The following is a 24534-nucleotide window of genomic DNA, read 5'->3' on the forward strand; positions in this document are numbered from 1 at the left end:
ATTATCATGAGCACTGACACCATCCAACCCAACGACAAAAAACGCAAGGCCGTGCTGGCCGCGATCACGCTGGCCTTCATCGCCGCCGGCGTCGCCTATGCGACGTATTACGAAATCGTGCTGTCCAAGATCCAGGAGACCGACAACGCCTACGTCGGCGGCAATCTGGTCAACCTGTCGTCGCAGGTCACCGGCAACGTCATCGCCATCCGCGCCGATGAAACGCAGATGGTGCAAGCCGGCGCGCCGCTGATCCAGCTGGATGCGGCCGATGCCGACATCGCCTTGCAGCAGGCCGACGCCAAGCTGGGCGCCGCCGTGCGCCAGCAACGCCAGCGTTATGCCGACGTGGCGCAGTACGACGCCACCGTCACGCTGCGCAAGCTGCAATTGAAGAATGCCGAAGACGATCTGGCGCGCCGCAAGCCGCTGGCGGCCGATCACACCGTCTCCGGCGAGGAAGTGGCGCATGCGCGCCAGGCGGTGGACGATGCGCGCGCCGCGATTGCGGTCGCGCTCAAGCAGGAAGAAGCAGCCAAGGCCGGCGTCAGCGGCGTGGCGGTGGCGCAGCATCCGGCGGTGCAGGCGGCCAAGGCGGATTATGTGCAGGCGTGGCTGGCGTCACGCCGCAATACCATCCTGGCGCCCGTGTCGGGCTATGTGGCCAAACGCAGCGTGCAGATCGGCGCGCGCGCCACGCCCGGAACATCGCTGATGGCCATCGTGCCGCTGGATCAGCTGTGGGTGGACGCCAATTTCAAGGAATCGGAACTGAAGAATATCCGCGTCGGCCAGCCGGCCAAGGTGGAAGCGGATATGTATGGCAGCAAGGTGGAGTTCCATGGCCGCGTGGTGGGGTTGTCGGCCGGCACGGGTAGCGCGTTCTCGCTGCTGCCGGCGCAGAACGCCAGCGGTAACTGGATCAAGGTGGTGCAGCGCCTGCCGGTGCGCATTGCGCTGGACGCCAAGGAGTTGCAGGAGCATCCGCTGCGGATTGGTTTGTCGACTACCGTGGCGGTGGACATCAGCAAGACCGATGGGCCGGTGCTGGGGGCGGCGATGCCGCAAACGCCGGTGTACACCACGCAGGCGCTAAATCAGCCCTTGCAGCAAGCCGCCACCGCCGCCGACGCCATCATCGCGCACAACCTTTAACGCGTCCTTTACCCCGGTAAGGCGGGGTCTGACCCGACCGGGTCAGACCCCAAAGCGGAATGCCTTGCGGGGTGCGGCATCACGCCAGCCGCTACCCCTTGAGCAGCTCAGTGTCGAGCTGCCGGATTGCCGCCTGCGCCTGCGTGATGACGCGGTCGGCGATCCGCTGGCGCATGCCGGGCACGCGCCCCGCTGCCTCGGCTTCCAGCAGAATCGGCGTCAGCACCTGCAAGGCCGAATCGCGGAAGCCTTCCGCCACCTGGTCCAGCTGCGTGTTGAACGACTGCTCCGCCGCCAGCAGCTGCTTGCGCAACTCCTCTTCAAACGCCAGGCGCTTGTCGCGGATCTCGGTGCGTTTGCGCTTGCCGCCATCGGTGAACCACTTGAACGCCCCCGCCAGCAGCACGGCGCCGCCGACAAACGGCGCCACCGGCGCCACCACTGGCAACACCACCGCCGCTCCAATCAGATATGCCGCCGTGCCGGTGCTGGCCGCCACCGCCGCGCCGCTGACCAGCGTCACATTGGCCGCCGTATCCAGCTTGTTGACGATGCGCGTGCCGACCCGTAAACGCGGCATCAAGCGCGCCAGCGCCGCATGGTGCTGACGCTGGAACACCGACGCCTGCCCCAGCTTCATCCCCGACTGGAACAGCCGCAGATCTTCCTGCAGCAGATGCAAGGCCTGCTCCTTGCGGCGCACGATGCGGTCCAGCCGCCGCTCCATCTCCTGCCCGAACTGATTGCGGCCGATACTGGCCCACACATCTTCGTCTTTCCACTTGTCGGTATTCAGGCGGTCGGTCATCGCCAGTTCGATGGCGTTGCCGGCGTCGTGCACGGCGTCGTCGATTTCCTCGACCAGCAAGCGGCGCTCGTAGGCGATGCGCTGCTCGACCAGCACCAGCCGCTGCGCCACCTGGTTTTTCATCTCATTGGCCGCCGTCACCAGCGACGCGGCAGCCGCCTCGCCGACCGCCAGCAGGCGCGCCTGCTCCAGATAGGCGTTGATGTCCTGTGCGATGGCCGCCGTGGTGCCGCTCACCAGTTCGCGCAACTGCACGTGGTCGATTTCACCGGACTGGAAATGGCGCGCATGATCGACCAGCGCCGGCTGGCCGGCGGTACGGCCGAAGTCCGCCACCGCGTCGGCCACCGAGCGGCCGCGCACCAGGCGGCGCGCCTGTTCGCCGAGGTTGGCCAGGATGCCGCGCTCCTCCGACTGCGGCAGGCGGCTCAGGTCATCCGGCGATACCTTGACCGACAGGGATTTGGCCAGGCGCTGCGCCAGCGCACGGGCGTCGGCGCCGTGCAGCGCCAGCAGCGGAATCACCATGTGCAGCGCCTGTTCGCGCGCGGCCTGGTCGATACCGGCGCAGCTGCGGCTGAGCGCATTTAGCGCCCAGTCGACTTCGACGCCGGATTCGATGGCGTTCAGCACCAGCGCGGTGAACACGGCGGACGATTGGCCGTCGCCGGCGATGTCAGTGACAGCGGCGAACTGGGCCAGTGTGAGGCTGCCCTGGTTGCCGGCAATCGCCCCCACCGCGCGTGCGTAGGCGGAGCTGAAACTCTGGTCGGAAGATAAGTGTTCGTCCAGCGAACGGACGACGAGCTGCGACGACGAACTATTCACGCCTGCTCCATTTGGTTGTGATGCCATAATGGCATTGTAACTGAAGCGGGCTCAATGAGGCAGGTAGCGGATGAGGGCGATCACCGTACCGATGGTCACGCCAGTTTGGGCGATGAACATGGCAAACATCCACTTCAACAGGTCAATCTTGAGGTCTTGCAGTTGCCGGCTGATTTCGGCCCGCACCCAGTCCTTGGTCGGAAGCTCCTCCAGAACTTCGGCCAGCGCGTCAGCGTGCGCCAGCGCTTGGGCAGGTGGTACACCGCCTTCTTCAAGACGCTTGCGGTATTTGATGGTTTCGATTGCGTTCATGGTGCAATCAGTATGCACCCCTCGCCGCCGATTGCAAGCGGCGCACTTTGATCTGCATCAGCCGGTCGCTAGCGTCAGCGTCTCCTTGATTTCCTCCATGACGACATAGCTTTTCGACTGCGCCGCCCCAGGCAAACTGAGCAGCATATCGCCCAGCAGATTGCGATACTCCGCCATCTCATGAATCCTCGCCTTAATCAGGTAATCAAAGTCACCCGACACCAGATGGCACTCCTGCACTTCCGGTATCCGCAACACCTCGCGCCGGAACTGCTCGAACGCCGGCCCGGACTTCTGGTTCAGCGTAATCTCGACAAACACCAGCAGCTTGGCGCCCAGCGACGGCGGATCGATGCGCGCGTGATAGCCGGTAATCACGCCATCGCGCTCCATGCGCTTGACGCGCTCAATGGTCGGCGTGGTCGACAGCCCCACCTGCTCGCCCAGGTCCTTCATCGAGATGCGCCCGTCCTCCTGCAGGATCTGCAATATCTTTCTGTCCAGTTTGTCGAGACTTCTGACCGATTCTTTTTGAATTCGCATAACAATCCACTATTTTTACGAAGATATACAGTAACAAACACTATACAAACGAGAATACCATAGCGGAATATCTGGCAGTTAAATAATCGGGGGACTCTATGCGTGTCGTAATCCTGGGTAGCGGCGTCATCGGCGTCACCAGCGCCTACTATCTGGCCAAGGCCGGCCATGACGTCACCGTGCTCGACCGCCAGCCGGGTCCCGCTCTCGAAACCAGCTTCGCCAACGCCGGCCAGATCTCGCCCGGCTACGCCTCGCCATGGGCGGCCCCCGGCATCCCGCTGAAAGCCATGAAGTGGATGCTGCAGCGCCACGCCCCGCTGTCGATCACGCCCGACGGCACGCTGTTCCAGTTGCAATGGATGTGGCAGATGCTGCAAAACTGCACCGCCGACCGCTACGCCATCAACAAAGAACGCATGGTGCGCCTGGCCGAGTACAGCCGCGACTGCTTCAAAGCCCTGCGCGCCTCGACCGGCATCGAATACGAAGGCCGCCAGCAAGGCACGACCCAGCTGTTCCGCACGCAGGAACAAATGGACGCCGCCGCCAAGGACATCAGCGTGCTGGAAGAAACCGGCGTGCCGTACGAACTGCTGAGCCGCGAACAACTGGTTGGCGCCGAGCCCGGCCTGGCCCGCAACAAGCTGGTCGGCGGCCTGCGCCTGCCCAACGACGAAACCGGCGACTGCCAGCTGTTCACCACCCGCCTGACCGCCATGGCCGAAGAACTGGGCGTCAAGTTCCGCTACGGCATGGACATCACCGGCCTGCTGACCGAAGGCGACGCCATCCGCGGCGTCAAATGCGGCGACGAACTGGTGACCGGCGAATCCTACGTGGTGGCGATGGGCGCCTACTCGACCGCGCTGCTGAAGGACCTGGTGGCAATCCCGGTCTACCCGATGAAGGGCTATTCGATCACGGTGCCGATCGTCAACGCCAGCGCTGCCCCGGTCTCGACCATTCTGGACGAAACCTACAAGATCGCCGTCACCCGCTTTGACGACCGCATCCGCGTCGGCGGCATGGCCGAGATCGCCGGCTTCAACACCGAGCTCAATCCGCGCCGCCGCGCCACGCTGGAAATGGTGGTCAACGACCTGTTCCCCGGCGCCGGCGACACCGCCGCCGCCAGCTTCTGGACCGGCCTGCGGCCGATGACGCCGGACGGCACGCCGATCGTCGGCCGCACCGGCCTGCGCAACCTGTATCTCAACACCGGCCACGGCACGCTGGGCTGGACCATGTCGTGCGGCTCGGCGCAGCTGCTGTCGGACCTGATCTCGGCACACCGTCCGGCAATTCGCGCCGACGACCTGTCGGTCAGCCGCTACAACACAAGCCGCACCACCCGCCAGCCGCAACTGGTCAACGCCTGACCAGCGCTCCTGTCACCACGGACGCGGCGCCCGATCAGCGCGCCGCGTCCGCCTTATTTTCCCTCTTCAGCCCGCCCGCGCGTCATCATCTGTCGCATTGCCGCCCTATCTGCGCTCGAACCCGCAACAACGCCCGCATCAGCGTTGAGATTGGGGCCAAGCCTGCGTATAATTTTGACCATGAATAAACTTGAAGCATTTGGCCATATTGCGGCCCTTGCCATCCGTGGCGAACTCATTTTCCCGACCAGCGTCAACGCGGCGCTGCGCGTCCAACTGGCGTTGGACGATCCCGATTGCCCGATCGATACCGCGATCAGCCTGGTGCTGGCCGAACCCTTGCTGGCGGCGAAAACCGTGGCCATCGCCAACTCGGCCATGTTCAACCGCGCCGGCGCGCCGGTGGTGACCAATGTGCGCGGCGCCATCATGCGCATCGGCTACCAGAACCTGTTTGCGCTGGCGGCCGCCATGGTGGTGCGCCAGTTCGGCAGCAAGATCACCGACCCCAAGGTGCGCAACATGGCGGAGAAGCTGTGGGACCACACCATCGCCGTCGCCGCGCTGGGGCGCCTGATCGCGCGCCATGTCACCGGCGTCAACGAAGATACCGCGCTGTTCGCCGGCATCGTGCATGAGGTCGGCGGCTTCTACCTGCTGTCGCGCGCCGACGAGTTCCCCGGCCTGCTGGATGAAGATCCGGAAAACTGGCACTCGGCCAGCGAAGAGATCATCACCCGCGAAGTGATGCGCAAGCTGTGCATTCCCGAGCCGGTGGCCGACGCCATCGAAGGCTTGCGCGACAGTTTCATGTCGATCCCGCCCGACACGCTGCTCGACACGCTGCTGCTGGCCAACCACCTGACGCCGGTCAAGTCGCCGCTGCAGGAACCGCAGCGCGACCTGCCGCCGCACTCGGATTCCGCCATCGACCTGTTCATCGACGAGCAGCGGCTGGCGTCGATGCTGGAAGACGCCCGGCGCGACGCCGCCGACATGAGCGCGGCCCTGCTGGTCTAAACCAACGCTGTCCCCCGGAGCCGTCCGGCGCAGGCGGCTCCGGGTTCATCCCTGATGGAGAATCTGATGCAAGCTGCGCCACTGTCCTACGGCTCCGATCAATCCGGTCTGGTCTGCGGCTACCTGTTCGGCCGCGACGGCGACGGCAAGGCGATGCCGCTGGACACCGACGCCGCCTGCCGCTGGCTCAGGCAACGCGAACAGACGCCGCAGGAATTCATCTGGCTGCACTACAACCTGGCCAACACCGCCAGCGAAAAATGGCTGCACGAGCACACTGAACTGGCCGAAGAGTTCTACGACAGCCTGCACGAAGGCCCGCGCTCGACCCGCATCGAACTGGCCGACAACACGCTGGTGGCGGTGGTCAATGACGTGGTGCACGACTTCACCTTCGAGCCGTCCGACATTTCCACGCTGTGGCTCAGCGTCGACCGGCAAATCGTCATCAGCGCCCGCCGCAAGCCGCTGCGTGCGGTGGACAGCCTGCGCAATGCGGTGCGCAACGGCGAGCCGATCCGCTCATCGGTCGAGCTGCTGATCCACCTGCTGCGCGACCAGGCTGATGCGCTGATCAAGATCGTCCGTGACGCCATCAGCACCGTCGACGGTATCGAAGACAATCTGCTGGCCGGCAAGCTGACCACCAAGCGCGCCAGCCTGGGCGCCCTGCGGCGGGTGCTGGTGCGGCTGCAGCGGCTGCTGGCGCCGGAACCGTCCGCGCTGTTCCGCCTGCTGCAAAAGCCGCCGGCGTGGATGGCCGAGATCGACGCGCAGGAACTGCGCCAGTCGACCGAGGAATTCTCGATGGTGCTGGCGGACATGGCGTCGCTGCAGGAGCGCATCAAGCTGATCCAGGAGGAGATTGCGGCGCTGGCCAGCGAGGCCAACAACCACAGCCTGTTTGTGCTGACCGTGGTGACCGTGTTGGCGCTGCCGATCAACATCATCGCCGGCCTGATGGGCATGAACGTGGGCGGCATTCCGCTGGCCCAGTCCGAGCATGGCTTTTTGGTGGTGGTGGTGATCGTGGCCAGCTTTACCGTGATCGCCGGCTGGCTGGCCTTCCGCCGCCAGCGCGACGTGGGCGGGGACTGAACTTCAGCATCCGCACCCGCCAGACGCCTGCCAGAGTGGCGAAGATGCCAAGCACCAGCGCCGTCAGGTTGTCGCGGCGATAGGCGCTGCGCACCTGATCGAGGCTGACCACCTCCTTGCCGCCGACCGCCACCACGTAAGCGGTATAAAACTCGCCCGGCGCAAAGCTGATGCCGGCTTTTTGCTGGCGATAGAATTGCACGTTGACCGGATACAGTTCCGCGTCGCGCAGAGACTGGCGCTGGCGGCCGTCGCGGTCGCCCTTGGTGTACAGCACAAGCTGCTGTTTATCCGACAGGATGAAATACATCGCCCCGCGCGTCTCCTGCTGCCACAGCACGCGGCCGCGCGCCGTCTCCAGCTGCGCCGCCGTCGGGAAACGAAACTCCAGCACGCCAAACAGCGCGATCAGGCCGATGCCGAGCAACAGGAAAAAATACGCCCCGCGCTCGCCGGCAAACCAGTCTTTCATATTGAGATAACGTCGATAGCAATGCCCGCATCATACCTGCAACAGCTTGACTACGATGAGTACCAGGGTCGAGTTCAGCGCCGCCACGCCCACCAGCGTGGTGATCATCCATTTCATGATGCGCGTTTCCAGGAGCTTTGGATCAATCCCAATAAATAAACTTTTTCGTTTACTTATTGTTGAGCTAGCATTAAAGTGACGGACATGAAAACGTCCCTGCTCATCTTCTCCGCCTGCCTGCTGGCCTTGCTTTCCACGATCGGCGCGGCGCTGCCTTATCCGATCCTGCCGCCGCTGTTTGCGGCCGGGGCCACCAATGGCCTGAACACCTTCCTCGGCCTGCCGCCCAAGCTGCTGTTCGGCCTGGCGCTGACCATCAACCCGATCGGCCTGCTGATCGGTTCCGCCTTGCTCGGCCCGATGTCCGACCGCTACGGCCGCCGGCCGGTGCTGCTGATTACTGCAGTCGGCGCCGCCATCGGCCACGCCGTCACTGCCGCCGCACTGCTGATTGAAAACTACCCGCTGTTCATCATTGCCCGCTTCGTTACCGGCCTGCTGGAAGGCAGCGGCTCGGTGGCCCGCGCGCTGCTGGCCGACCGCCTGGAAGGCGACCTGCGCCGCAAAGCGCTGTCGTGGCTGAACGGCGCCTTCTACATGGGCTGGCTGGCCGGACCGCTGTTGGCCGGCGCCACGCTGCAATTCGGCATCACCACGCCGTTCTGGGTCGCCGTCGCCGCGCTGCTGCTGGTGGCCGCGCTGGTCGCCATCACGCTGCCAAAAGAAGCCCCGTCCGGCGCCACCACCTCCTGGTGGCAAGTGGCGCGTCACCGCCACGCGCTCAACCTGCTGCGCGAACCGGACCTGCGCAGCCTGTTCATCATCACGCTGGCCTACACCTGCGGCGTCACCGGCTTTTACGAGTTTTACCCGCTGTGGCTGGTGGAAGTGCCGGGTTACGGCGCCCAGGGCATCGCCTGGACCACCGCCGCCATGTGCGCCGTGATGACCGCCACCACCATCGTTGCCGGCCGCCCATTCCAGGGCGAACCATTGCTGCGCGCGCGCCGCTATGCGTTTGCCGTGGCCGCCATCGTCGCCGCGCTGGCCGCCAGCAACGCCGCCATCGGCATCCTGTGCATCGTCCTGTTCGGCATTCCGCATTCCTTCTACAACGCCATCGTCCCCAACTACTGCGCCGAACGCTTCGGCGGCGCCCACGGCCAGGGTGCGGTGATGGGACTGATTTCCACCACCTTCTGCCTGGCCAACATCATCATGGCGCTGGTGGGCGCGGTGCTGACGCTGGTCGACACCCGCCTGATCCTGCTGCTGGGCGCCGCCCTCACCGCCTGGTCTGCCTGGCGCATGCTCAGCTGGCACCACAGCATGCAGGCGGAGGTGACGGCATGAACACCGCCGACCAGACGCTCTTCCTGATCAAGACGCGCGGCCCCCAAACCGCCCAGCAGTTGGCCACACTGCTGGACCTGACCTCGATGGGCGCCCGCAAGCAGCTGGAAGCGTGGCAGGAAAAAGGCATGCTCACCTATGAAGACGTGGCCGACAAGCCGGGCCGGCCGTCGCGCCGCTGGCTGCTGACCGAGGCCGGCCACGCCCGCTTTCCCGACCGCCACGCCGAGCTGACCGTGCAGCTGATCGACCAGGTGCGCAGCATGTTTGGCGACGCCGGCCTGGAAAAGCTGATCACCTCGCGCGAGCAAAACAGCGAACGCGACTATCGACAGCACCTAGCCGCCGCCCGCAACCTGCCCGAGCGCGTGCAAGCGCTGGCGCAGGCGCGCAGTGCCGAAGGCTATATGGCCGATATCGAAACCCAGGCCGACGGCAGCCTGCTGCTGGTGGAACACCACTGCCCGATCTGCGCCGCCGCCAAACAGTGCCAGCAATTCTGCCGCTCGGAGCTGGACCTGTTCCAGCGCGTGCTGGGGCCGGACTGCTCGGTCGGCCGGGTGGAGCACATGCTGGCCGGCGCGCGACGTTGCGTGTATATTATCAAGAAGATATAATAGGAATCGTTCTCATTTCGATTCTTATTAAGGAGTTGTGCATGCCCCGCCACCTGCCCCTGCGCCCGATGTTGCTGGCGCTGTCGATGATTGACGCCAGCCACGCCCTGGCCGCCACCGACGATGTCCCTGAAACGCAGTTGCAGACGGTCACCGTGACCGGCGCCCCGGAGCAGGACTCCTATACCGCCCGCGCCACCAGGTCCGCCGGCAAGCTGGAGCTGTCGCTGCGCGAAACGCCGCAATCGATCTCGGTGGTCAGCCGCGCGCTGATGGACGACTTCAAGCTGGGCAATATCAACCAGGTGCTGGCCACCACCACCGGCGTCACCGTCGAAAAAGTCGAAACCAGCCGCACCTACTACACCGCGCGCGGCTTCGACATCGTCAATTTCCAGTATGACGGCGTCGGCATGCCTGTAGTGTTCGGCAATATCCAGGGCGACCTCGACACCGCGCTGTACGAGCGCATCGACGTGGTGCGCGGCGCCAACGGCCTGATGGCCTCGACCGGCAATCCATCCGCCACCGTCAACTTCATCCGCAAGCGCCCGACCGCCGGCACCCAGGCCAGCGCCAGCGTCACCCTGGGTTCGTGGAACGAGCGCCGCATCGAAGGCGACGTCAGTACCGCGCTGAACGAAAGCGGCAGCGTCGCCGGCCGTGCCGTGCTGGTGCACCAGCAAAGCGATTCCTACCTGGACCGTTATGCGCCGAAGAAAGACGTCGCCTACGCCGTAGTCGACGCCCACCTGAGCAAGGACACCCTGCTGACCGTCGGCCACACCTACGAAACCAACCGCGACAAGGGCCCGATGTGGGGCGCGCTGCCGCTGTACTACACCGACGGCACGCCGACCAACTACCCGGTCGGCACCAGCACCTCGGCCAAATGGTCGCGCTGGGACACCACCACCCACAGCACCTTCGCCGAGCTGAACCACAACCTCGGCCAGGGCTGGCATGTGCAGGGCACGCTGAACTACATCACCGACAAGTCCGACTCCGACCTGCAGTACGTCTACGGCACCCCGGTCAAGGGCGTGGGCGGCGGACTGCATGCCTACCCGTCGCAATACGGCGCCGACCAGAAACAGACACTGGCCGATCTCGCGGTAGACGGCAAGTTCATGCTGGGCGGCCGCCAGCATGACCTCGCCTTCGGCTACAGCTGGTCGCGCTCCAAACTGAGTGACTTCTCCAACTACGGCCAGGGCATCGGCACCGAATTGCCGGGCCAGACCGCGTTTGACGGCAGCTATCCGATGCCGACCTTCGACGCCGCCTACGACGGCAGCCGCTACGAAGACCGCCGCAATACCGTCTACCTGGCGACCCGCTTCAACCTGGCCGACGACTGGAAAGTACTGACCGGCATGAACAGCACCCGCGCGCGCAGCAGCGGCGCATCCTACGGCACCAGCAAGTACAAATCGGCCAGCAAGACCACGCCGTATGTGGGTGTGGTGGTTGACATCACCCGCGAGCTGTCGGCCTACGCCAGCCACACGCAGATCTTCAATCCGCAAAGCGAGACCGACGCCAACGGCGTGCCGCTCGATCCGGTCAAAGGCAAGACCACCGAAGCCGGCCTGAAAGCCGCGCTGTTCGACAACAAGCTGAATGTGTCGGGCGCCGTCTTCCAGACCAAACAGGACAACACCGCCGAGCAGGCCGGCAACATCGGCGCCAAAGCTTACTATCGCGGCGTTAATGCGGAATCGAAGGGTTTTGAATTCGACAGCTCGGGCGAGCTGGCCAAAGGCTGGGAAGCCAGCGCCGGCCTGACCCGCCTGACTTCGATCAAGGGCGACAACGGCGTGACGGTGCGGACCTACGTGCCACGCACCACGTTGCGCGCCAACACCACCTACCGCCTGCCCGCCGAGCCAAAGCTGAAAGTGGGCGCCACGCTGGCGTGGCAAAGCGAGACCTCGACCGACCAGGAACCGGGCATCCGCACCGTGCAGCCGTCGTACGCCACGCTGGGCCTGATGGTGCGCTACGACATCGACAAGCACCTGTCGCTGTCGCTCAACCTGAACAATGTCACCGACAAGAAGTACCTGACCAGCCTGTATTGGACGCAGTCGCTGTACGCGGCGCCGCGCAACGGCAGCGCCACGCTGAGCTGGACCTACTAAACCAGTTCCATGGCTGGCGCGGCAAGCAGCAGCGCCAGTTGTTCCGGCGGCAGCGGACGGCTGAACAGATAGCCCTGCATCTCGTCGCAGCCGTTCTCGCGCAGGAAGCTGCGCTGCTGCTCGGTCTCCACCCCTTCCGCAATCACCCGCAGCTTGAGACGGTGCGCCAGCCCGATGATGGAACTGGCGATCGCCTCGTCGCCGCTGCTGCGGCCCAGGTCACGCACGAACGACTTGTCGATCTTCAGCGTCGAAATCGGGAACGACTTCAGTGCCGACAGGCTGGAATAGCCGGTGCCGAAATCGTCGATCGACAGCGACACGCCCATCGCCTTCACCGCCGCCATCTTGTCCACGGCCTGCTGCAGGTCGCGCATGATGACGCCTTCGGTCACTTCCAGCTCCAGCCATTCGGCCGCCATCCCGCTGTCGCCCAGCGCGCGCTGCACGCGCTCCACCAGTTGCGGATCTTCGAACTGGCGCGGCGAGACGTTGACCGAAATGCGCAGCGGCGCCAGGCCGGCGCGCTGCCAGGCACGGTTCTGCGCGCAGGCGCTGCGCAACACCCAGTCGCCCAGCGCGATGATCATGCCGCTTTCCTCGGCCAGCGGAATAAAGCGGTCCGGCCCGATCACGCCGTGTTCGGGATGGTCCCAGCGCACCAGCGCTTCGACGCCGAACACGCGGCCGGTGCGCAGGTCCACCTTGGGCTGGTACACCAGCCGGAACTGGCCGTCATCCAGCGCGCAGCGCAAGCCTTCCAGCAGCACCAGCTTCTCCTCGATGCTGGCGTTCATCTCGCGGGTGTAGAACTGGATGTTGTTCTTGCCCAGTTCCTTGGCGCGGTACATGGCGGCATCGGCGTTCATCAGCAGCGTGCCGGCGTCGCCGCCATCGTTGGGATACACGGCCACGCCGATGCTGCAGCTGACCTGCACGTCCTGGCCGCTGACGCTGATCGATTGCAGCACCGCCTCGCGCACCCGCTCCAGCACCGGCGCCGCATCGACCACCGATGCCGGCTCGTCCAGCAGCAGCACGAATTCGTCGCCGCCGAAGCGGCCCACGGTGTCGCTGGCGCGCAGGCAGCCGGACATGCGCCCGGCCACTACCTTGAGCAGCTCGTCGCCGGCGTTGTGGCCCAGGCCATCGTTGACCAGCTTGAAGCCATCCAGGTCGATAAACGCAACCAGCACCACGCCGTCGTTGCGGCGCGCCTGGGCGATGGTGTGCGCCAGCCGGTCGGCGATCAGGCTGCGGTTCGGCAGGCCGGTCAGCGTGTCGTGGTGGGCCAGGTGCAGCATGCGCTCCTCGGCCAGCTTGCGTTCCGAAATGTCGCGCACAATCGCCACGATCCCGCCCTGCACCGCCACCACCTGATGGTGCAGCCAGCGCGCGCGCAACTGCGGCACGGTGTTCTGCCACTCCTGCTCGTGCATGCCGCCGGCGGCGATCACATCGCTCAGCCCCTTCAGCATGCCGTTGTCGCGCGCCGCCGGGATCAGCTGGCACAAAGTGGTGCCGCACAGCTCCTGCTTGCTGGTGCCGGTCATCTGCGCGGCGCGGATGTTGGCGTCGACGATCTTGAAGTCGATGATCACGCCCTCGCTGTTGCGCACTTCGCGCATGACGAAGAACGCATCCATGCTGGCCGCCGACGCCGCCGCATAGGTCTCCTGCGCGCGCCGCATGCGGGCGCGCGCACGCGCGCCTTGCCAGGACCACAGCCAGGCCAGCACGGTCACCCCCACCAGGCCGGCGCTGAGCGTGGCGGCCTCCCACAGCTTTTCGCGCCGCTGGCGCTCGAAGCCGGCCATCAGTTCCTGCTCGTCCAGCCCCACCAGCACGTTCAGCGCGATGCCATGCAGTTCGCTGATGCCGCTGTATTTGCCGCCGATCCGGTTTTCGATTTCGCCGTCGGCAGTGCCGAGGCGCTGGCCGAAGGACATCTTGTCGCCGGTACGCAGCGCCCGCACCACGCCGTCCGATCCCACCAGGCCGAGCATGCCGCGCTCGCCCAGCCGGCTGCGCTCATAGCTGCTGGTGAAATAGGCCGGATCGGTTTCGACGACAACGATGCCGGCGAAATTGCCGTCCACATCATCGAGCCGGCGCGTGAAGTGCAAATGCCATTCGCTGTTGGCGGCGTCGCGCAGCGCCGGGCTGACGAACGTGGCGCCGCTGTCGCGCTCCTGGTGGAACTTGAAGTAGCCCTGGTCGGCGACCGAAATCGACAGCGCGCGCGGGTTGCTGGCCACCGTCACGCCATGACGGTCGACGATGCTGACCACGAACACCACGCCCGGCGGCAGCAGGCCTTCGCGGCCCAGCTCCGGCAAGGCGCCCAGTGGTCCCTTGCGCTCGACCGCATACTTCAGCATGCGCAGGGTCTGGTCGATGCCGTCGACGCTGCGCGCCACCTGGGCTTCGTAGGTGCCCAGCATTTCGTGCAGCGAATCGGCGGCGGCGTCCTGCGCATGCTCGCGTTCGGCGTCGATCTCGTGGAACGTCACCAGCCAGATCGCCACCAGCAGCAGCAGGGCAAACAGCGGCAGCGACACATGGGTATCGAGTCCGCGGCGCAGCCAGCGCGCGCGCAGGGTTTCCTTGACGGAGTTCATTGCGTCACCTCCAGGGCCTTGACGCTGGCATCCAGTGCCGACTTGTCGATGTAGGCGATCATGGCCGGATTGTCGGCCACCAGCTTGCGCGCGGCGGCGCTGCTGGCCAGTTCGCGCGGCGGCTGGCCGCGTCCGGTGAACACCATCTTGGTCCAGTAAGCTTTCATCAGCGCCGGCGTCCGCGCCGCTACCGTGGCATAGAAGTCGTTGCGCAGCGGGCTGCCCAGCGGCAGGTCGAGCGCCACCGCCTCGGCGCCGCCGGGAAAGCGCCCGCTCTGGGCGAGGAAGATCGCCGCCACCTGGTCGGCGCGCAGCGCGTTGAGCGGATTGCGGGCCGAGACGATCACCACGAAATCGGCGGCGCCGGCCATGCCGCTAAGGAGCAGGCACAGTGCGAGACACCAGCGCAGACGGGAAAGGAGCTTGGCCATGGTCAGAACACGAAATCCACGGCGGCGCTGAACAGCGACACCGGCTGGCCGGCGAGGAAGCCCGGCTGCACATTGATGAAGGTGCCGGTCGACCCCGGTTGCGGCAGGATGCGGTCGTATTGCAGCTTGAGCGCGTAGCCGGCATGCAAGTCCCAGCGCACGCCGGCGCTGGCCGTGTTCTGGCGTGCAATCGCCGCCAGCAGCTGATTCAGGCCGCCGTTCAGTTGCGCGCCGGCCGCCCTGCGCTGCGCCGGTTGCCCGGCCAGGTCCAGTCCCGCCACGCGGTTGGGCACATTCGGGCGCGATACCGCATAGATCAGGTACGGCGTCAGGTCGCGGTAGCGATAGCCGGCGCTCAGGTAGGCGGCGGTTTTGTCGCCCATGTAGGAGTGGGCGTTCATGCGCGCGATCTCGCCCATGGCGAACCAGCGGCCCGGATCGTAGTTGAAGCCCAGCGTGGCGACATAGGCCTGCTTGGGATCGAGCTCGTACTGGTCCGCCAGCGCATCGCCCTGGCGGTCGAACTGGCGCAGGCCGTCGAACAGGGGGCGAGCGATGTCCACGCTCAGATCCGCACGCAGTACACTGGCGCGCAAGGTCAGCGCGCCAGCCGTGGCGGTGTGCGACACACCGGTCAGGCCGTGCGCCCGCGCCCGCGCGTCCGGCGCCGCCGGAATATCGGTGCGGCCATAGAAGAACTGCGTCATGTGGTTGGCGGCGCCGGACTGCCAGCGGTAGCTCAGGTCTGCGCCGTCGCTGCTGGACAACGGAATCGCGCCGTACAGCTCCACCGGCGGCCGCACCCATGGCAGCGCGTAGCCGGCCTTGCGATAATCGCCGGCCAAAAACAGCGGCAGCGTGATGCGGCCGGCGCGCAGGCTCAGGTCCGGCGTGGCGCGGTACTGCACATACGCCCACTCCACCGCCGGCGCGTAGCCGTTGCGCAGCGTGCGTTCAGATACCAGTTGCACCACCACCGACCAGTCGCCGTTCAGGCGCAAGCCGGCCTGCACGCCGGCACGGCTGTCCACCGTCGCACTCCACTGCCGGGCATAACCGACGGCGCCCGGGCTGAGGTAGTTGGCGGTAAAGTCGGCCTGGTCGCCGTTGCTGCGCGCCACACCCAGCGTGCCGAAGCCGCCCAAGGTCCAGCGCAGACCATCCTGATCGCCACTGGCGATGGTCGCCGGCTCGCCTGCCAGGGCTGCACAGCAGCTCAGCATCAGCATGGCAGCCGTCGCAGTTACGGAGGCTGGGTATTTCGGCGCGAAGTTTACGGTCATACGGTTCCTGTCATCTGCATCGGCAACCCCACCGTCATGGCGCGCACGCGCGAGCGCTGGCGGCGCTGGCGGCGTCTGTTGTTGAGACTGGGTGGGAAGATTGTTCGGCGTCAGGCCGGCTATGGAAGCCGCTAGGGACGCGCGAGGCACAAGGCTGGGGTGCCGATCCGACGAATTATTCGGATGGATGAACTTTATACCGCTTTAACGAAACTGTCGATGCCATAAGGCAACATATTTCGATAATTCTCTCCAAAAATCACACATTGGCATACCATTTAGATAACAGTGATAGCAAAATGATGACAGATAGCCTGCCCTATCGGCCATCTTATGCTTGCGCCAATGCGAGCATCAGCTTGTCAATACTATATGGCTTGAGCAGCAGCTGGGCACGCTCCAGCGGCGCCTTGGGATGCTGGCCGCTGGCGTAAATGATGCGCAATTCCGGATGGGCGGCGCGCGCCTTGGCGGCCAGTACCTCGCCTGACATGTCGGGCAGCGAGATATCGGTCAGCATGACATCGACCGGATGCGCGGCCAGCAGCGCCAGCGCGCTGGCCGCATCGCCCGCCGCATGCACCTGATGGCCCAGCAGTTCCAGCAGCTCGGCGGTGGTCTCGCGCAGTTCCGGCTCGTCTTCCACCAGCAGGATGCGGCTCCCGCCCGCGCGCGCCGCCGTCGCCGTCTCTGCCGCCGGCGCCGCCAGTTCCGCCGTCACCTGCAACTGCTGCTGGCGATTGCCCAGCACATGGCGGATCTTGCGCGCCAGCGCTTCCCGCGTGTACGGCTTGCCCAGCAAGTCGACGCCGGCGTCGAGCCGGCCGCCGTGGACGATGGCGTTCTCGGTATAACCGGAGGTGAACAGCACCGCCATGCCGGGCTGCCGCTCGCGCGCCTTGCGCGCCAGGTCGGGACTGCGCAACGGACCGGGCATCACCACGTCGGTGAACAGCAGGTCGATTTGCATGCCGCTGTCGATGATGCTGAGCGCACTGGCGGCGTCGTTGGCCTTGAGCACCTGGTAACCCAGCTCGGTCAGCAGCTCGACCACGGTGGCGCGCACGCCCTCGTCGTCCTCCGCCACCAGGATGGTCTCCTTGCCGCCGACGATGGCGCGCGCTTCCGGTGCCAGCGGCGCATCCTCGGCCTCCGTCGAGCGCGGCAGATACAGCTTGACGGTGGTGCCGTTGCCCGGCTCACTGTAGATCTTCACATGGCCGCCCGACTGGCGCGCAAAACCGTACACCATCGACAGCCCGAGGCCGCTGCCCTTGCCTTCCGGCTTGGTGGAGAAGAAGGGGTCGAAGGCCTGCTCCAGCACTTCCGGCGTCATGCCGCTGCCGGTGTCGCTGACGGCGATCATCACGTACTGGCCCGGATTAAGTTCTGGATGCGCCAGCGCATAGGCGTCGTCCAGATGGGCGTTGCCGACTTCAATCGTCAGCTTGCCGGCCCCGTCCATCGCGTCGCGCGCGTTGATGCACAGGTTCAGCACCGCGTTCTCCACCTGCGTGGTGTCGACCAGCGTATGCCACAAGCCACCGGAGATCACCATCTCCACTTCGATTTCCTCGCCCAGGCTGCGGCGCAGCATATCCTCCATGCCGGCGATGAAGCGGCCGATCTTGACCACGCGCGGATCGAGCGCCTGGCGGCGGCCGAAGGCCAGCAGGTAGCTGGCCAGTCGCGCGCCGCGCGTGACGCCGGCCAGCGCGTTGTCCAGCCGCCGCTCGGCGCGCGCATTGCCCATCACGTCGCCGGCCAGCAGCTGCAGGTTGCCGGAGATGACCTGCAGCAGATTGTTGAAGTCGTGCGCCACGCCGCCGGTCAGCTTGCCGATCGCTTCCATCTTCTGCGATTGCTGGAGCGCGGCGGCGGTGCGTTTCATCTCGTCCGCCGCGGCCCGTTCGGCCGTCATGTCGCGCCCCACGGCGTGCACAAAGCGCGCATCCGGCGCCGCCGTCCACGCCAGGATGGCATAGCCGCCGCCCTTGCGCTGCGTGCGGTTCTCGAATTTGAAGGTAACGGCGCCGCTGGCCAGCGACGCCATCTCCGCCCTGGACGACGCCATGTCGTCGGGGTGCACCAGCGAGTACACCGAGGTGCCCACCACTTCGGACGCCTCCCACCCCAGCAGCCTGGTAAACGCCGGGTTGATGGCTTTGACCCAGCCGTCCAGGTCGGTCACCAGCATCACGTCGGTGGAGTATTGCCACATGCGGTCGCGCTCCGCGGTGCGCTCGGCCACCTGCCGCTGCAGCATCGCGGCGGTCGCCTTCTGGTCGTGGATGTCGGTATTGGTGCCGACCCAGCGCTGCACGACGCCTTGCTCGTCGACGATGGGCTGCGCGCGCACCAGGTGCCAGCGCCATTCGCCATCGGCGCGGCGGATGCGGAATTCGGTTTCGTAGGTCTGTGCGGCGGCGATGGCGGCGAACCATAAGTCGCCGGCGGCGTCGCGGTCGTCCGCATGCACCATCTGGCGCCAGCGCTCGCGGTCCATCGCTCCGGCCGGCGTGCCGGTATAGCGATACACCTGGTCGTTGAACCAGTCGACGATGCCATCGGCGCCGGAGGTCCACACCTGATTGGGCATGGCCTGCGCCAGCGTGCGGAAGCTGCTCTCGCTGGCGCGCAGGCGTTCGCTCTCCTCCTGCAGCGCGCGCTCGGCCTTGACCTTGGCGCTGGTCTCGATCACCAACACCATCACGCCCACCGGCACGCCCGCCTCGTCGACGATGGGCGAGTAGTCTAGATTCATCCACACCTGCTCGGCCTTGCCGGAGCGGTACAGGGTTAACTCCTGATCGACGTACGCCAGCGTGCCGCCGGCCAGCCCGACCTTGATGACGTGGTCATTGAAATCGGCCACCTCCGGCCAGGCCTCGCGCACATTGGCGCCAAGCGACATCGGATGGCGGTTGGCCGCGAACTGCGCGTAGCCGTCGTTATAAATCATCACCCCGGCCTCGCCCCACAGCGTGACGATCGGCACCGGCGAGCGCAAAATCAGCGCCACCGTGGTTTGCAGCGACTGCGGCCAGCCGCTCATCGGCCCCAGCGCGGTCTGGCTCCAGTCGTAGGCAGCGATGATGTGCGCGAGTTGGCCGCCGCCTTGCAGGAATGGTGGAGTCACAGGGGAAAACAGAATAAATAAGGTTGCTGGATTATAGCTTTGTCTACTACAGAAAAAACGCCCACTGCTGCAATCGTGCATTGCTAAGGAAATAAATTTCGGCTAACATGGTGAGAATAGGAATCATTATCATATAGAGACACATGGATATCCCCCAAGAATTGCGCAAACTCGGCTTGAAAGCCACCCTGCCCCGCTTGCGCATCCTGCAATTGTTCCAGGAATCGAAAAGCAAGCACCTGAGCGCGGACGATGTGTATCGCCTGCTGCACGATGAACATATCGACATGGGCCTGGCCACGGTGTACCGCGTGCTGATGCAGTTTGCCGACGCCGGCATCCTGATCCGGCGCCATTTCGAGTCGGTGGCGTCGGTGTTCGAGCTCAACGAAGGCGGCCACCACGACCACCTGATCTGCACCAACTGCGGCAAGATGGAAGAGTTCCTCGACGCCGACATCGAGCAGCGCCAGGAAGCCGTGGCGGCGGAGCGCAACTTCGTGCTGCACGAGCACTCGCTGTCCTTGTACGGTTTTTGCGGCGACTGCGCCGCCAGCCTCAAGCCGATGGGCGCCAGGAAGCTGCGGCGTTCCTGAACAGCGCTTCCACAAAGTCGACAAACGCCTTGATTTTGGCGGCGCGCTGATGGCGCTGCGGGTACAGCACCGACACGTCCGGCCCCGCCGCCTGCCACGGTTCCAGTAGCGGCAGCAACGCGCCGCTGCGCAGCGGCGCAATCAGCGACACCGTCAGATGCTGGACCACGCCGCCGCCCTGCACCGCCATGGCGATCAGCGAATCCACATGGTCCATCGCCACTATGCCGCGCGGCGTGGCGGTGAACGGCTGGCCGTCCTGCTGGAAGGCCCATGGCCTGATCTGGCGCGCCCTCGGATAGACAAAGTTCAGGCACGGCAGACGGTCCAGGTCATCCGGATGCTGCGGCTGGCCGTGCTGCGCAATGAAGGACGGCGCGGCGGCGCAGATATAGCGGTTGCTGAAAATACTGCGGCCGATCAGCGCGGAATCCGCCAGCTCGCCGATGCGCAGCATGACATCCACGCCCTCGTCCACCATATCGATCAGACGGTCGCTGGCCGTCAGGCGCACGCTCAGTTCCGGATAGGCGGCCAGGAAGCGCGGCAGCGCCGGCGCCACATAGCCCTGCGCCAGAATGCCTGGCATGTCGACCCGCAGGCTGCCGCGCGGTTCGTGCAGCGCGTCGCTCAGGGTAGATTCCAGGTCGTCCATCTCGTCGAGCAGGCGGCGCGCCTGTTCGACGCAGCGGCGGCCTTCGTCCGTCAGCGACATGCTGCGGGTGGTGCGGTTCAGCAGCCGGACGCCGAAATGCGTCTCCAGCAAGCCGATTTGATGCGTGACCGATGAGGTGGAAATCCCCAGCTTGGCCGCCGCCCGGCTGAAACCTCCCTCATCGACCACGGCGCAGAACACCTTCAGCGCATCCAGCCTGTCCATCCGTCTTCTCCTTGATTATGCGCGATTGCGGGATACTGCGTCCCAGCTTGCCCGGTTTTTCCCGGCGCGCGACTGCCTCAGAATGACTCCATCATCCAACGACAGGAGTCATCATGCAAGCCATCGTTTTGAATACCTTCGGCGCCCCGCTCACCCAACAGGAAATCACGCGACCCGCCGCCGGACCTGGCCAAGTGCTGGTGAAGGTGCACGCCAGCGGCGTCAATCCGCTCGACACCAAAATCGCCGCCGGCAAGGCCGACCATGCGCGCGCCGTGCTGCCGGCGGTGCTGGGCATCGACCTGGCCGGCGTGGTCGATAGCGTCGGCGACGGCGTGCAAGGCTTGGCGCCGGGCGATCGCGTCTACGGCATGACCGGTGGCGTCGGCGGCGTGGCCGGTTCGCTGGCCGACTACGCGGCAGTGGATGCGCGCCTGCTGGCCCGCATGCCCGACCAGCTGCCGATGCGCGACGCCGCCGCGCTGCCGCTGATCTTCATCACCGCATGGGAAGGACTGGTGGACCGTGCCCGCGTCAGCGCCGGCAAAACGGTGCTGGTACAAGGCGGCGCCGGTGGCGTCGGCCACATGGCGGTGCAACTGGCGGTGGCGCATGGCGCGCAGGTGTATGCGACCGGCAGCGCCGGCCAGCGCGCCGTCATCGAAAGCCTGGGCGCCGTCTTCATCGACCGCGATACGCCGGTTGAGGACTACGTGCAGCAGCACACCGGCGGAGAAGGCTTCGACATCGTCTACGACACCGTCGGCGGCGCCGTGCTGGACGCTTCGTTCCGCGCCGCGCGCCGCTATCATGGCCATGTGGTGAGCTGTCTTGGTTGGGGCACGCATGCGCTGGCGCCGCTGTCGTTCCGCGCCGCCACCTACTCCGGCGTGTTCACGCTGCTGCCACTGATCAGCGGTGAAGGCCGCGCCCACCATGGCGACATCATGCACCAAGCCAGCGCGCTGGCCGCCGCCGGCAAACTGAAAGTGCTGCTGGACCCGGGGCGCTACACGCTGACGGCGGACAGCGTCAGCGCCGCCCACCGTGCCCTCGCCGAAGGCACGGCCAAAGGCAAAGTGGTGGTCGAGCTTACGGTATAAGCGTGTCCGCCTCGCCGAAGGAAGCCGGCGGCGCGAACTGCATGCCCGGGTTGGCGAACATCTTGACCGGCTTGGCGCGGTCATCCTTGATATAGCCGAACTGCCCCGGATCGTAACGGAACTCGCCCGCGCTGTTGACGATGGAGATGCCGCCGGCGCTGACATGCACGTGCAGGCCAGGCTCCAGGCCGGACGCAGCCGCCGTCAGGTACTCCAGGAAGAAGGTGGTGCCGCGTATGCCGATGGTGGCGCTCGGCGTTTTGACCGCAAACTTTTCCTTGCTACGCTTGCCCAGCAAGCCGGTCACCGAACGCAAACCGCCCTTCACCAGCGTGAAGGCGGCGCGGTCGCTTTCCGGCTTGGCGCTGTCGAACGAAAACTGATCGACCACCACGGTGGTCCCCGGCTTCAGCGTCAACTCGCTGTTATCGATGAAGCGCACCAGCGCATAAGCGCCGGCGGCGGTGACCAGCGTATCACCGCTCTCCACCTCCGACTTGGCATGCAAGGCCTTGGCCGCGCCAGACGCTGAACGCGCGCTCATCGCGCCACTCACCTGCACCACCACGCCCGCCACCTGCGCCGCCATGGCGCAAGTAGCTGCGACCCACAGCAGCAACGCCACCAGTATTCTCATACGACACCTTTACAAAATATGAATAGGCGGTTTTATACCACGGATGCCGGCGCGTGGACGACGGCAACAGGTCGGCATCGCCTTTGCGCAGCATCTCGGCAGCCACGGGTGGGCGATCATCCAGCGTCTCCACACCTTTGACGCGCGGCTCGATGATGTGCCGATAAGCCAGGCCAAATTTATCCAGCTCGCGCGCGGCATGGCTGAAGCTCGCCTGCGGATTGGAATCCGTCACCGATCCCCACTGCCCGCTCGGCGACAGGCGCACGCCAACCCTGTCCGCGCCCCGCACGACGCCCGCGCTTCCACCAGCTCCAGCATCAAGCGCGCCCGCTTGTCGATGCTGCCGCCACAAGCGTCAGTACGCAGGTTCAGACCAGTCCCGCCACGTAGCCCGACGATGCCATGCCGGTGCTGTAGACCGGCGCCGGCCGGCTGCGTGGACGCTGCGCTTGCGGCTGCGGCATCTCGATCACCGCCAGCTCTTGCCTGGCGCTGCCGGCCAGCTTGAACACGCTGACGCTGCGCGCCAGGCGCTCCGCCTGCTCCTGCAGCGAGACGATGGCGGCCAGCGACTCCTCCACCAGCGTGGCGTTCTGCTGGGTCACGCTGTCCATCGACGCCAGCGTGCGGTTCACCAGTTGCAGGCCAACGCTTTGCTCCCGCGTGCCGCTGCTGATATCGCCCATCAGCGTGGCGCCGCGCAGCACCCCCTGCACCACATCGTCGATGGTGGCGCTGGCGTTCTTGACGGCCTGGCCGCCGCCGTTCACTTCCGTCAGCGACTGCGCGATCAGATCCTTGATCTCCCTGGCCGACTGCGCGCTGCGCTGGGCCAGCGCCCGCACTTCGCTCGCCACCACGGCAAAGCCGCGTCCCTGCTCGCCGGCGCGCGCCGCTTCCACCGCCGCATTGAGCGCCAGCAGATTGGTCTGGAAGGCGATGCCGTCCATCAGGCCGACGATGTCGCCGATGCGGCGCGACGAAGCGCTGATGCGCTCCATGGTCGCCGTCACCGCCGATACCGCCACTTCGGCTTCACGCGCCACCGCCGCCGTCTGGTCCATCAGCTTGTGCGCCTGCTCGGCCCTGTCGGCGTTGTGGGCCACGGTGGTGGTCAGTTCCTCCACGGTGGCGGCAGTTTCCTCCAGCGTCGCCGCCTGGCCTTCGGTGCGCTGCGACAGATCGCCGGTGCCGGCGGAAATCTGCGCCGACGCGCTGGCGATGGTGTCGGTGCCGCCGCGCACCTGCGTCACCATGCGTTGCAGGTTGGTGCTCATCTGGTTCATGGCGCGCAGCAGTTCGGCGGTTTCATCGCGGCCGGCGGCGTCGGCGTCCACCCGCAGGTCGCCCGCGGCCACCCGGCGCGCCACCTCCACTGCCCGCGCCAGCGGCACGGAAATCATGCGCGCCACGCGTCCGGCCAGCAGCAGGCCAAGCACCAGCGCACCGGCCATGAAGGCGAAGATCAGGTGCCGCGCATGGCGGTAGGTCTGATCCGCCGACAGCGCGGCCTGCGCGCTGCCCGCTTCGTTGATGGCGACCAGCCTGTCGATCAGCCCCATCGCTTCGAAGTCGTACTTGCGCGATTCGCCGCGCACCACCGCCAGTGCGCCGACGTCGTCGCCATGGCGCGACGGCGCCACCACCTGGCGCACCGCGCCCCGGTAGGCGTTCATCGCCACCTGCAATTGCGCCACGATGTCCAGTTCGGCGCGGCTGCGCGGCTGCGCCGCATAGGCGCTCAGCGACGCCTGCACCTGCTGCATCTGGCTTTCCATGTCCTGCTCGTACTTGCGCAGGATCTCCGCTTCGGTCGACACCACATGGAACAGTTCAAAGGTGCGGAAGCGCGTCAGGCCGTATTTGATGTCCAGCGCATTGCGCACGCCCGGCGCCCAGCGGTGGTCGATTTCATTGGTCACGCGGTCCAGCTCATACAGCTGGAACACGGAAAACACCCCCAGCGCCATCATCATCGCCAGCACGGCGGCCACCACCACATTCAGCTTGTTTGCGATCTTCAGATTGCGGAACCAGTTCATGTCGATC

At 65.8% G+C, this 24534-nt stretch carries 20 protein-coding genes; 9 read left to right on the top strand and 11 right to left on the bottom strand.

Annotated elements, in window-relative coordinates; genetic code table 11:
- The first annotated feature begins 6 nt into the window (after positions 1-6).
- On the top strand, positions 7-1155 hold the full coding sequence (locus GTP55_RS20205; protein ID WP_161046654.1) for an HlyD family secretion protein: 1149 nt from the start codon (positions 7-9) through the stop codon (positions 1153-1155).
- A 91-nt stretch (positions 1156-1246) separates the two neighbouring features.
- Here the strand turns inward: GTP55_RS20205 and GTP55_RS20210 are convergent, their stop codons facing one another.
- Genes GTP55_RS20210 through GTP55_RS20220 form a run of 3 tightly spaced genes read right to left on the bottom strand, consistent with a single transcriptional unit; the run spans position 1247 to position 3646 of the window.
- Positions 1247-2791, bottom strand: a complete 1545-nt coding sequence (locus GTP55_RS20210) for a hypothetical protein (protein WP_371868386.1) — start codon at positions 2789-2791, stop codon at positions 1247-1249.
- 51 nt (positions 2792-2842) lie between these two features.
- Positions 2843-3103 carry a hypothetical protein gene (locus GTP55_RS20215; protein WP_161046656.1) on the bottom strand — a complete coding sequence of 87 codons (261 nt, stop codon included), beginning with the start codon at positions 3101-3103 and terminating at the stop codon, positions 2843-2845.
- Positions 3104-3160: 57 nt separating this feature from the next.
- The gene (locus GTP55_RS20220) at positions 3161-3646 is read right to left on the bottom strand and encodes an Lrp/AsnC ligand binding domain-containing protein (RefSeq protein WP_110848231.1); all 486 of its coding nucleotides are present in this window, start codon (positions 3644-3646) and stop codon (positions 3161-3163) included.
- A 98-nt stretch (positions 3647-3744) separates the two neighbouring features.
- Here GTP55_RS20220 and GTP55_RS20225 point away from each other — a divergent pair, with 98 nt between their 5' ends.
- The 3 genes from GTP55_RS20225 to GTP55_RS20235 all read left to right on the top strand — a co-directional run bounded on the left by GTP55_RS20225 (position 3745) and on the right by GTP55_RS20235 (position 7146).
- A complete protein-coding gene (locus GTP55_RS20225; RefSeq protein ID WP_161046657.1) occupies positions 3745-5028 on the top strand; it encodes a D-amino acid dehydrogenase in 1284 nt (427 codons plus the stop codon).
- A gap of 180 nt (positions 5029-5208) precedes the next feature.
- A complete protein-coding gene (locus tag GTP55_RS20230) occupies positions 5209-6048 on the top strand; it encodes an HDOD domain-containing protein (RefSeq protein ID WP_161046658.1) in 840 nt (279 codons plus the stop codon).
- Positions 6049-6114: 66 nt separating this feature from the next.
- Positions 6115-7146: a transporter gene (locus GTP55_RS20235; protein WP_161046659.1), complete on the top strand. Its 1032-nt coding sequence runs from the start codon at positions 6115-6117 to the stop codon at positions 7144-7146.
- Here the strand turns inward: GTP55_RS20235 and GTP55_RS20240 are convergent.
- A complete protein-coding gene (locus tag GTP55_RS20240; protein ID WP_161046660.1) occupies positions 7088-7618 on the bottom strand; it encodes a hypothetical protein in 531 nt (176 codons plus the stop codon). The two genes, GTP55_RS20235 and GTP55_RS20240, sit on opposite strands and share 59 nt — an antisense overlap.
- Before the next feature lie 204 nt (positions 7619-7822).
- On the opposite strand from GTP55_RS20240, the gene GTP55_RS20245 reads away from it, so the two are divergent.
- From GTP55_RS20245 to GTP55_RS20255, 3 genes are read left to right on the top strand one after another with little or no spacing between them, the layout of a single operon-like run.
- Entirely contained in the window at positions 7823-9031 is a 1209-nt protein-coding gene (locus tag GTP55_RS20245; RefSeq protein ID WP_161046661.1) for an MFS transporter, read from the top strand.
- Positions 9028-9648, top strand: coding sequence for a helix-turn-helix transcriptional regulator (locus GTP55_RS20250; protein ID WP_161046662.1), 621 nt, complete (start codon positions 9028-9030; stop codon positions 9646-9648). The genes GTP55_RS20245 and GTP55_RS20250 overlap by 4 nt, the downstream gene beginning before the upstream one ends.
- A gap of 41 nt (positions 9649-9689) precedes the next feature.
- Positions 9690-11792, top strand: a complete 2103-nt coding sequence (locus tag GTP55_RS20255) for a TonB-dependent siderophore receptor (RefSeq protein ID WP_161046663.1) — start codon at positions 9690-9692, stop codon at positions 11790-11792.
- Here GTP55_RS20255 and GTP55_RS20260 read toward each other — a convergent pair.
- The 4 genes from GTP55_RS20260 to GTP55_RS20275 all read right to left on the bottom strand — a co-directional run bounded on the left by GTP55_RS20260 (position 11789) and on the right by GTP55_RS20275 (position 19266).
- Entirely contained in the window at positions 11789-14413 is a 2625-nt protein-coding gene (locus GTP55_RS20260) for a bifunctional diguanylate cyclase/phosphodiesterase (protein WP_161046664.1), read from the bottom strand. The genes GTP55_RS20255 and GTP55_RS20260 overlap by 4 nt on opposite strands.
- Positions 14410-14844, bottom strand: a complete 435-nt coding sequence (locus tag GTP55_RS20265) for a phosphate ABC transporter substrate-binding protein (protein WP_229258075.1) — start codon at positions 14842-14844, stop codon at positions 14410-14412. The genes GTP55_RS20260 and GTP55_RS20265 overlap by 4 nt, the downstream gene beginning before the upstream one ends.
- Before the next feature lie 2 nt (positions 14845-14846).
- Positions 14847-16127, bottom strand: a complete 1281-nt coding sequence (locus GTP55_RS20270; protein ID WP_161046665.1) for a hypothetical protein — start codon at positions 16125-16127, stop codon at positions 14847-14849.
- A 331-nt stretch (positions 16128-16458) separates the two neighbouring features.
- The gene (locus tag GTP55_RS20275) at positions 16459-19266 is read right to left on the bottom strand and encodes a PAS domain-containing protein (RefSeq protein WP_371868387.1); all 2808 of its coding nucleotides are present in this window, start codon (positions 19264-19266) and stop codon (positions 16459-16461) included.
- Positions 19267-19409: 143 nt separating this feature from the next.
- On the opposite strand from GTP55_RS20275, the gene fur reads away from it, so the two are divergent.
- On the top strand, positions 19410-19862 hold the full coding sequence (gene fur / locus GTP55_RS20280; RefSeq protein ID WP_161046667.1) for a ferric iron uptake transcriptional regulator: 453 nt from the start codon (positions 19410-19412) through the stop codon (positions 19860-19862).
- On the opposite strand, the gene GTP55_RS20285 is transcribed toward fur, so the two are convergent.
- Positions 19825-20742: a LysR family transcriptional regulator gene (locus GTP55_RS20285; RefSeq protein WP_161046668.1), complete on the bottom strand. Its 918-nt coding sequence runs from the start codon at positions 20740-20742 to the stop codon at positions 19825-19827. The genes fur and GTP55_RS20285 overlap by 38 nt on opposite strands.
- Before the next feature lie 113 nt (positions 20743-20855).
- Here GTP55_RS20285 and GTP55_RS20290 point away from each other — a divergent pair, with 113 nt between their 5' ends.
- Positions 20856-21845, top strand: coding sequence for a zinc-dependent alcohol dehydrogenase family protein (locus tag GTP55_RS20290; RefSeq protein WP_161046669.1), 990 nt, complete (start codon positions 20856-20858; stop codon positions 21843-21845).
- On the opposite strand, the gene GTP55_RS20295 is transcribed toward GTP55_RS20290, so the two are convergent.
- Together GTP55_RS20295 and GTP55_RS20300 are read right to left on the bottom strand one after the other, a co-directional pair.
- Positions 21835-22482, bottom strand: coding sequence for a FecR family protein (locus GTP55_RS20295; protein ID WP_202423799.1), 648 nt, complete (start codon positions 22480-22482; stop codon positions 21835-21837). The genes GTP55_RS20290 and GTP55_RS20295 overlap by 11 nt on opposite strands.
- Positions 22483-22853: 371 nt before the next feature.
- A complete protein-coding gene (locus GTP55_RS20300; protein WP_161046670.1) occupies positions 22854-24527 on the bottom strand; it encodes a methyl-accepting chemotaxis protein in 1674 nt (557 codons plus the stop codon).
- Positions 24528-24534 lie beyond the last annotated feature (7 nt).

This window comes from Duganella margarita (genome assembly GCF_009857535.1).
GTDB classification, from domain to species: Bacteria; Pseudomonadota; Gammaproteobacteria; order Burkholderiales; family Burkholderiaceae_D; genus Rugamonas; species Rugamonas margarita.